The sequence below is a fragment of the Chitinimonas sp. genome (assembly GCF_041904975.1).
Classification (GTDB): domain Bacteria; phylum Pseudomonadota; class Gammaproteobacteria; order Burkholderiales; family Chitinimonadaceae; genus Chitinimonas.
The window spans coordinates 16,116-22,259 of the sequence record NZ_JAYRLZ010000039.1 but is presented as its reverse complement, the minus strand read 5'-3'; the positions used below and the strand labels follow the sequence as shown (position 1 = coordinate 22,259).

Genomic DNA, 6,144 nt, shown 5'->3' with positions numbered 1-6,144 from the left:
CGGGTGCTGCCCTTTTTGCGGAACGACTCGAACCAGGCGGGGTAGACAAAGTCCGAGACCAGTACCCCGTCGATCTTGTAGGCATAGTCATCGCCTTCGCAGGCGTCGCAAACCTCATAGGCATACAGGCGGCTACCCTTGCTGCTCTGCTCGAACACGGTGAGATTGATATTCGGGTCCACCAGCATTTCCAGTACTTCATGGCTGGCAGTGACGCTCCAATGCACATGCGAGCTTTGGCTGCTCTTCACGAATACCTTGCCGGATGGCAGTCCGGACTTGGTCAGGTCGTGATAGCCCAGTGCGCTGGCCTGGTCGGAATCGTCGAGCAGGGTCAGCCACCACTCGCCTTTTTCCGGCTTGCCACCCTTGGGAACCAGGCGCAGGGTGGCGTCGATGCCCCAGGCCGGAGCGAAGTCGCGGCTCACCTGGGTTTGCAGGGCCGCAACCACCGCGGTGGCGTCGGCATCGTTGACCATGGTGCTGGCATTGATGATGGCGATCTTGATATACGACATGGCTAGGCTCGTGGTAGGCAAGGCCGGCAAGCAAACACCAGCGCCGCAGAAAGCGCAAGCGGCCCGCCGCCTTGCCCACGGTTTTACAGGCTGCTGGCGCCGGCCTGATAAGCCAGCAGTGCATACAGTGCTGCCAGCGGCACATTGGCCAAACACAAGGCCAGTAGCTGCCAGACACGCCGTCTTACCTCGTTGCGTTGGCCGGCGCCTTGCCACAGCCGGTACAGCAAGGTGGCGGCGGCGCTGAGCAAGGCCAGGCCCAGCCAGATGTCGAGCGCACCGAGGACCACCCAGAGGCCGTTCAGGGTGTAGCATCAGCCCAGCAGGGCAATGGTGCCAAACAGCGCGGGCAGCAGCGCACAGGCGGCGATGGCCCAGCTGAGCGGCCGGCTGGCGTCGCTCGGTGCATGGAAGCGCTGTGCCCAGGCATAGCTGAGGCTGGTGCCGGCCATCAGCGGCAACATCAGGCCGACAAACAGGAAGAGCAGATTGACATGGCTACCGTGGATCATGCTGCAAGCTCCGCTTTCTTGCTGTGCAGGTTGTACCAGTCCAGACGGCGGGTCAGGGCCATCACGGCGGTGAGGGTGGCAAACAGCAGGATGGCGCCAAGCAGCATGGCGTAATCCTCCGAGCTGAGCAGGCCGAACAGCATGGCATACAGCAGACCGAGCAGCGCGCCGAAGCCGAGGCCGCGCCGCCAGCCGCCCAGCGCATGGCTGGCGTAGAACACGTTCTGGACAATGCAGGCGCTGGCCGCCAGCAGATAGGCCAGATTGAACGACCATTGCTCGGCCAGCGACAGCAAGAGCAGGAAGAACACCGCCAGCGACAGGCCGACCAGACCATATTGCACCGGGTGGATGGCAATGCGGCGCAGGATCTCGGTCAGGAAAAAGGTACAGAAGGTGAGGAATACGAACAGAAAGCCATATTTGGCGGCGCGGTGGCTTTGCAGATAGACATCGACCGGTTCGATCAGGCGCACGCCCAGCTGGGCTGCATTGAAATCCTTGCAGTCGCCAGCGCGGCAGCGGCTGAACGCCTCGTTGAGATTGGTGGAGAACCAGCTGGTGCGCCAGCGGGCGATAAAGCCCTGATCGCTGACATCGCGGCTTTCCGGCAAGAAACGCCCGGCAAAGCTGGGGCTGCGCCAGTCCGACTGCAGGCTGACCTCGGTATCGCGGCCAAGCGGCTGCACCATCAAGTCATCCATGCCTTCCAGCGACAGCTTGAAATTGAACGGCACATCGGCCGCCACTGCGCCATAGGCCGGCAAGGGGGCATGAATGCCGGAGCCAAGCTGCGGAAAGCGCGCACTGGGCTCGAAGGCAAACGGCTTGCCATTCCAGCTCACCGTCGGGCTTTGCTTGATGCCGCGCACATCGCTGATACCGACGCTCAGATAAGGCTGGCCCAATTCCACCACCGCCTTGTCGTCGATCAGCTTGGCCGGCAGCGCGAAGCGGCCGGTCAGATTCAGTTCGGCACGGTAGAGCCGCGCCATATAGATGCCGCGTTTGCGTGTGCTGGTGGTGAGCGAGCCATTCACCGCCAGCTTTTCCGGCAGCAGGTGCAGTTCCTGATCGCGCCACACTTCGCGGGTGGTGCCGGCCTTTTCATCGACCGTTTCGATGAATTTCTGCTTGTATGGCAGCACCCACACCGGCCCCGCCAGCGTCTGGCTGCCGGCCGCGCCATCGGCAATCGAGGCAATGGCCTGGCTGCGCGTGTTTTGCCGCTCGTAAATCAAGCCCTCAACCATCGTCAACGGGACCAGCAGTAACAGGGCGAGAATGCCGATGGCCAGCATTTTCCACAGCAAGGATTTAGACACAGCAAGCTCCAGGGATGGGACGAGAGCTTGCAGTGTGCGATGGCTGTGTGAGGCGATGATGCGGTTTGATGAAGTTGTGTGAAGTGTGCCAGCCAGGGCACGCTTGGCCGGCAGGCGTTGCCCGGACGTGTTTTCGACCACCCTACCCGTGCCTGGCTATACGACGCATGATCGGTCGCGTGCGCTTCTTCACTGTTTCCCCTGCGAGCGTCGGCTCATCTCCATCACCCAATTGCACTCCCAGCTTTGGCCTGAGTCGTCGGACATTGCTTGTTCCCAGCGTGCGCTGTCGGCCGTGATGTTTGACCAGGTATATCGAACGCGAATCTTGCGGCCGTCGAGCATATCGTCGCACTCAAAGATGCCGATGCCGTCGACAAAGCGTCCGACCACCGGGGCTTGCAGGCAGCCAGAGGCGTCGAGCCCGCCGGTCTGGTTTTCCAGCCAATAGATACTCCACAACTGCGTTGCCGGATTGAAAATCCGCAAGGACATGCCGATAAAGCCGGCGCGCCAGCTACCCGGATTGAACTCGTCGAAGTTGCCGATGCCGCCTGGCAGCGGGTGTGCAGTGCTCGCTGCATCGAATGATTCCCATTCGGTGCATCCTTGCAAGCGGCGCACCAGTCGCCGATTCGCGATATGCCAGTGTCCGAAGAGAAAGTCGAAATCGCGCGCGCCGTCGCGTTGTGTTGAATGTGTGGTCATTGCGTCTCCTGAAATCGGTTTGGCCCAAGCCATATTGGGCTGGCCGCACAATGTCAGGCATAAACAGGGCGAATTGCGCCCTGTTTCGAGCGCGCATCGGCCGCTTCGCTCAATTCCCGCTACACCGGGCCGCGATGTGGCGGCCCGATAGACCCGTTGGCGGCAGTCTGCCGCCATCGGATATGCAAGGGGTCAACGGCGGCTCAAAAGACCTTGTAGACCTGCCCGGTCTGCGCCCCTTCCACGCTCTTGCTGTAAGCCTGCGCCACCTTGGCGGCGGCTACCGGCACAAAGCCGCGGAAGTAGGGGCCGTAGCTGTCCATTGACTCCTGCAGCACGGTCGGGCTGACCACATTGACCCTTATCCCGCGCGGCAGCTCGATGGCGGCGGCACGTGCAAAGGCTTCGATTGCCCCGTTGGCCATCGAGGCGGCGGCGCCGAAGCGGATCGGGTCGTCGGTCAGCACGCCGCTGGTCAGCGTGATCGAGCCGCCGTCATTGAGCACCTCCCGCGCCAGCAGCACCAGATTGGCCTGGCCCATCAACTTGCTTTGCAGGCCGATATTCAGCTGTTCCGGTGTCATATCGGCCAAGGGACCAAAGTGCACCTGGCCGGCGACGGCGATGATCGCATCGACCTTGCCGATCTGCTGGAACAGGGTGCGCACGCTGGCAATGTCGGCCATATCGGCTTGGTGCGCGCCCGAGTTGCGGCCGATGGCGATGACTTCATGACGCTGGCCGAGTTCCTTGCTGATGGCCTGCCCAATGGTGCCCTGGGCGCCGAAGATAGCGATTTTCATATGCATGCTCCTTGCGTTGTTTGCTGGTGGATTGATGGAAGCCTGCCTTGCTGACGACTGCTGGCTGGCGTTCACCGTGATCGGCATCTTAGAGCGATGCAGCCTTGTGATCAGCCGCCTGGCGGTGGAATAATTGTCATCCGTATGGAAACAATCAAAGCGCAATACGACTGGGCGATGGCCTTTCTTGCCGTGGTGGATGCGGGCAGCTTTTCACGCGGAGCTGAGCATGCTGGCTGCTCGAAAGCCTATATCAGCAAGCAGGTAGCCCAGCTGGAGGCGGCACTGCAGGTGCAGCTATTGTTTCGTACCACGCGCAGATTGGCACTGACCGAAGCCGGACGCAGCTATCTGGAACACTGCCGCGCCCTGCGCAGCATCATGGTGCAGGCCGAAGAGACGGTGGCTGGGCTGCGTGACGAGGTGGCCGGGCTGATACGGCTGACTGCGCCCACCACCTTTGGCGAGGCGTTTCTGGGCGATATGCTGCAAGGCTTCAGCCAGCGTTACCCCAAGGTGGAAATCGATATCGACCTGAGCCTGGCCATGCGCGACCTGATGGCCGAGGGCTTCGATGTGGCCTTGCGCAGCAGTGCCGCCCTGGATGAGCGCCTGGTGGCGCGGCCGGTCGGGGTGCGGCGCGACTGGCTGATGGCCAGCCCCGCTGCCATCGCACAATATGGCTTGCCGCAAACCCCGCAGGAACTGGCCGGGCTGCCTTGCCTGTTGAACAGCCATCTGCCGGGCAATGAGCGCTGGCTGCTGATGCGTGAGCAGCAGGTGTGCGAAGTGCCGGTGCGGCGTCGCTTTTCCGCCAATAGCTACCCGATGTTGCGCCGCCTGGCCCTGGCTGGCGCCGGTTTTGCCTGTCTGCCGCGCCATCTGGTTGAAGCCGATATGGCAAGCGGGCGCCTGCAGCGGGTATTGCCTGACTACGAATTGCCCAGCTTTCCGATCTATCTGGTCTACCCCTATCGCCAGACCCAGCCGCGCAAATTGCGGGCGCTGATCGACCATATCCACGACTGGTTTGCCGCGCCCGAGCAGGCGGCGCGCCCCTGGTAAGGGTGGCCGCGCTGATTGATGGTGGCTAAAGCTGGTCGATATTGGCCAGTGTCGTGGCGGCCTGGGCGCGTATCGCTGCCTGCTCGGCCGGGTCGATGCGATGCCAGGCGGCCAGCGGGATGTGCAGGCGTGGATTGCCGGCAAGTCGGGCTTCATTGCGGGGAAGAAAGTCCCAATACAGCGCATTGAACGGGCAGGCGGCCGGGCCGGTGCGCTGTTTTGGCTGGTAGGCGCAGCCGCTGCAATAGTCGGACTGGCGCTGGATATAGTTGGCGCCGGCGGCATAGGGCTTGCTGCCGACCATGCCGCCATCGGCATACTGGCTCATGCCCCGCGTATTGGGCATTTCCACCCATTCGAACGCGTCGATATAGATGCCCAGATACCAGGCATCGACTTCGGATGGGTCGCAGCCGGCCAGCAGGGCGAAATTGCCGGTCAGCATCAGGCGCTGGATATGGTGGGCATAGGCTGTTTGCAGCGATTGCGTGATGGCGGAGCGCAGGCAGGCCATGCGGGTCGCGCCAGTCCAGTACCAGGCCGGTAGCGGGCGATGCGCGCCCAAGGCATTGCGCTGTGCATAGGCCGGCATATGCGCCCAATACACGCCACGCACATATTCGCGCCAGCCGAGTATCTGCCGCACAAAGCCCTCGACGCTGGCCAGCGGCGCGCGCCCGGCCTGATAGGCGTCAAGCGCCGCAGCGATCACCTCGCGCGGATGCAGCATCTTGGTGTTGAGCGCAAAGCTCAGCCCGGAATGGAACAAGGTCGGCGCGGCGCTGCTCATCGCATCCTGAAACCGGCCAAAGTCCGGCAGGGCATGGGCGATGAAATGGGCCAGTCCGGCGCGCGCTTCCTTGCGGGTCAGCGGCCAGGCCAGGGCGCTGGCGCAGGGCGCGCCGATGGTGGCAATGCCGGCGGACCGGATCTCCTGCCACAGCGCGCTCACGTCATGCGCGGCCCAAGGCCAGGGCGGCACAGCGGGGTGCCCTGGCCAGCGTGCGCGGTTGTCGCTGTCGAAATTCCAGCGCCCGCCACAGGGCTTGCCATCTGCTTCGAGCAGCACGCCGTATTGCTGGCGCATGCGGCGATAGAACTGCTCCATTCGCGGTACGCGGCTGGCAAACGCCGCCGCCAGTGTCTGGCGATCGGCAAGGAAGTGCACCGAGTCGACCACCGTACAGGGAAGGCCCAGCTGCGCCTGTGCCTC

8 protein-coding genes are annotated in these 6,144 nt (G+C 63.0%); 1 reads left to right on the top strand and 7 read right to left on the bottom strand.

All coding sequences use genetic code 11. The annotated features are described in order from the left end of the window. The 6 genes from ACE3OH_RS06105 to ACE3OH_RS06080 all read right to left on the bottom strand — a co-directional run. The coding region (locus tag ACE3OH_RS06105; RefSeq protein WP_374349537.1) for a hypothetical protein at positions 1 to 518 on the bottom strand (518 nt) is incomplete at its 3' end. Between the two features lie 83 nt (positions 519 to 601). After that, on the bottom strand, positions 602 to 808 hold the full coding sequence (locus ACE3OH_RS06100; RefSeq protein WP_374349534.1) for a hypothetical protein: 207 nt from the start codon (positions 806 to 808) through the stop codon (positions 602 to 604). 24 nt (positions 809 to 832) lie between these two features. After that, positions 833 to 1,030 (bottom strand): hypothetical protein, encoded by a 198-nt coding sequence (locus ACE3OH_RS06095; RefSeq protein ID WP_374349532.1) that lies wholly within the window; start codon positions 1,028 to 1,030, stop codon positions 833 to 835. Beyond that, positions 1,027 to 2,355 (bottom strand): cell envelope integrity protein CreD, encoded by a 1,329-nt coding sequence (creD, locus tag ACE3OH_RS06090; RefSeq protein ID WP_374349530.1) that lies wholly within the window; start codon positions 2,353 to 2,355, stop codon positions 1,027 to 1,029. The genes ACE3OH_RS06095 and creD overlap by 4 nt, the downstream gene beginning before the upstream one ends. 189 nt (positions 2,356 to 2,544) lie before the next feature. After that, complete coding sequence (locus ACE3OH_RS06085; RefSeq protein WP_374349529.1) at positions 2,545 to 3,240, bottom strand: hypothetical protein; 696 nt, start codon at positions 3,238 to 3,240, stop codon at positions 2,545 to 2,547. 26 nt (positions 3,241 to 3,266) lie between these two features. After that, positions 3,267 to 3,866: a short chain dehydrogenase gene (locus ACE3OH_RS06080; RefSeq protein WP_374349527.1), complete on the bottom strand. Its 600-nt coding sequence runs from the start codon at positions 3,864 to 3,866 to the stop codon at positions 3,267 to 3,269. A 144-nt stretch (positions 3,867 to 4,010) separates the two neighbouring features. Between ACE3OH_RS06080 and ACE3OH_RS06075 the strand changes: the two genes are divergently transcribed. After that, positions 4,011 to 4,931: a LysR family transcriptional regulator gene (locus tag ACE3OH_RS06075; protein WP_374349525.1), complete on the top strand. Its 921-nt coding sequence runs from the start codon at positions 4,011 to 4,013 to the stop codon at positions 4,929 to 4,931. A 25-nt stretch (positions 4,932 to 4,956) separates the two neighbouring features. Here the strand turns inward: ACE3OH_RS06075 and ACE3OH_RS06070 are convergent. Beyond that, the coding region (locus ACE3OH_RS06070; RefSeq protein WP_374349524.1) for a cryptochrome/photolyase family protein at positions 4,957 to 6,144 on the bottom strand (1,188 nt) is incomplete at its 5' end.

Bases quoted from the DNA above. Each gene is read 5' to 3' on its own strand.
- ACE3OH_RS06095 (WP_374349532.1), bottom strand. From the start codon at position 1,030: ATGATCCACGGTAGCCATGTCAATCTGCTCTTCCTGTTTGTCGGCCTG.
- ACE3OH_RS06085 (WP_374349529.1), bottom strand. From the start codon at position 3,240: ATGGCGGCAGACTGCCGCCAACGGGTCTATCGGGCCGCCACATCGCGG.
- ACE3OH_RS06080 (WP_374349527.1), bottom strand. From the start codon at position 3,866: ATGAAAATCGCTATCTTCGGCGCCCAGGGCACCATTGGGCAGGCCATC.
- ACE3OH_RS06075 (WP_374349525.1), top strand. From the start codon at position 4,011: ATGGAAACAATCAAAGCGCAATACGACTGGGCGATGGCCTTTCTTGCC.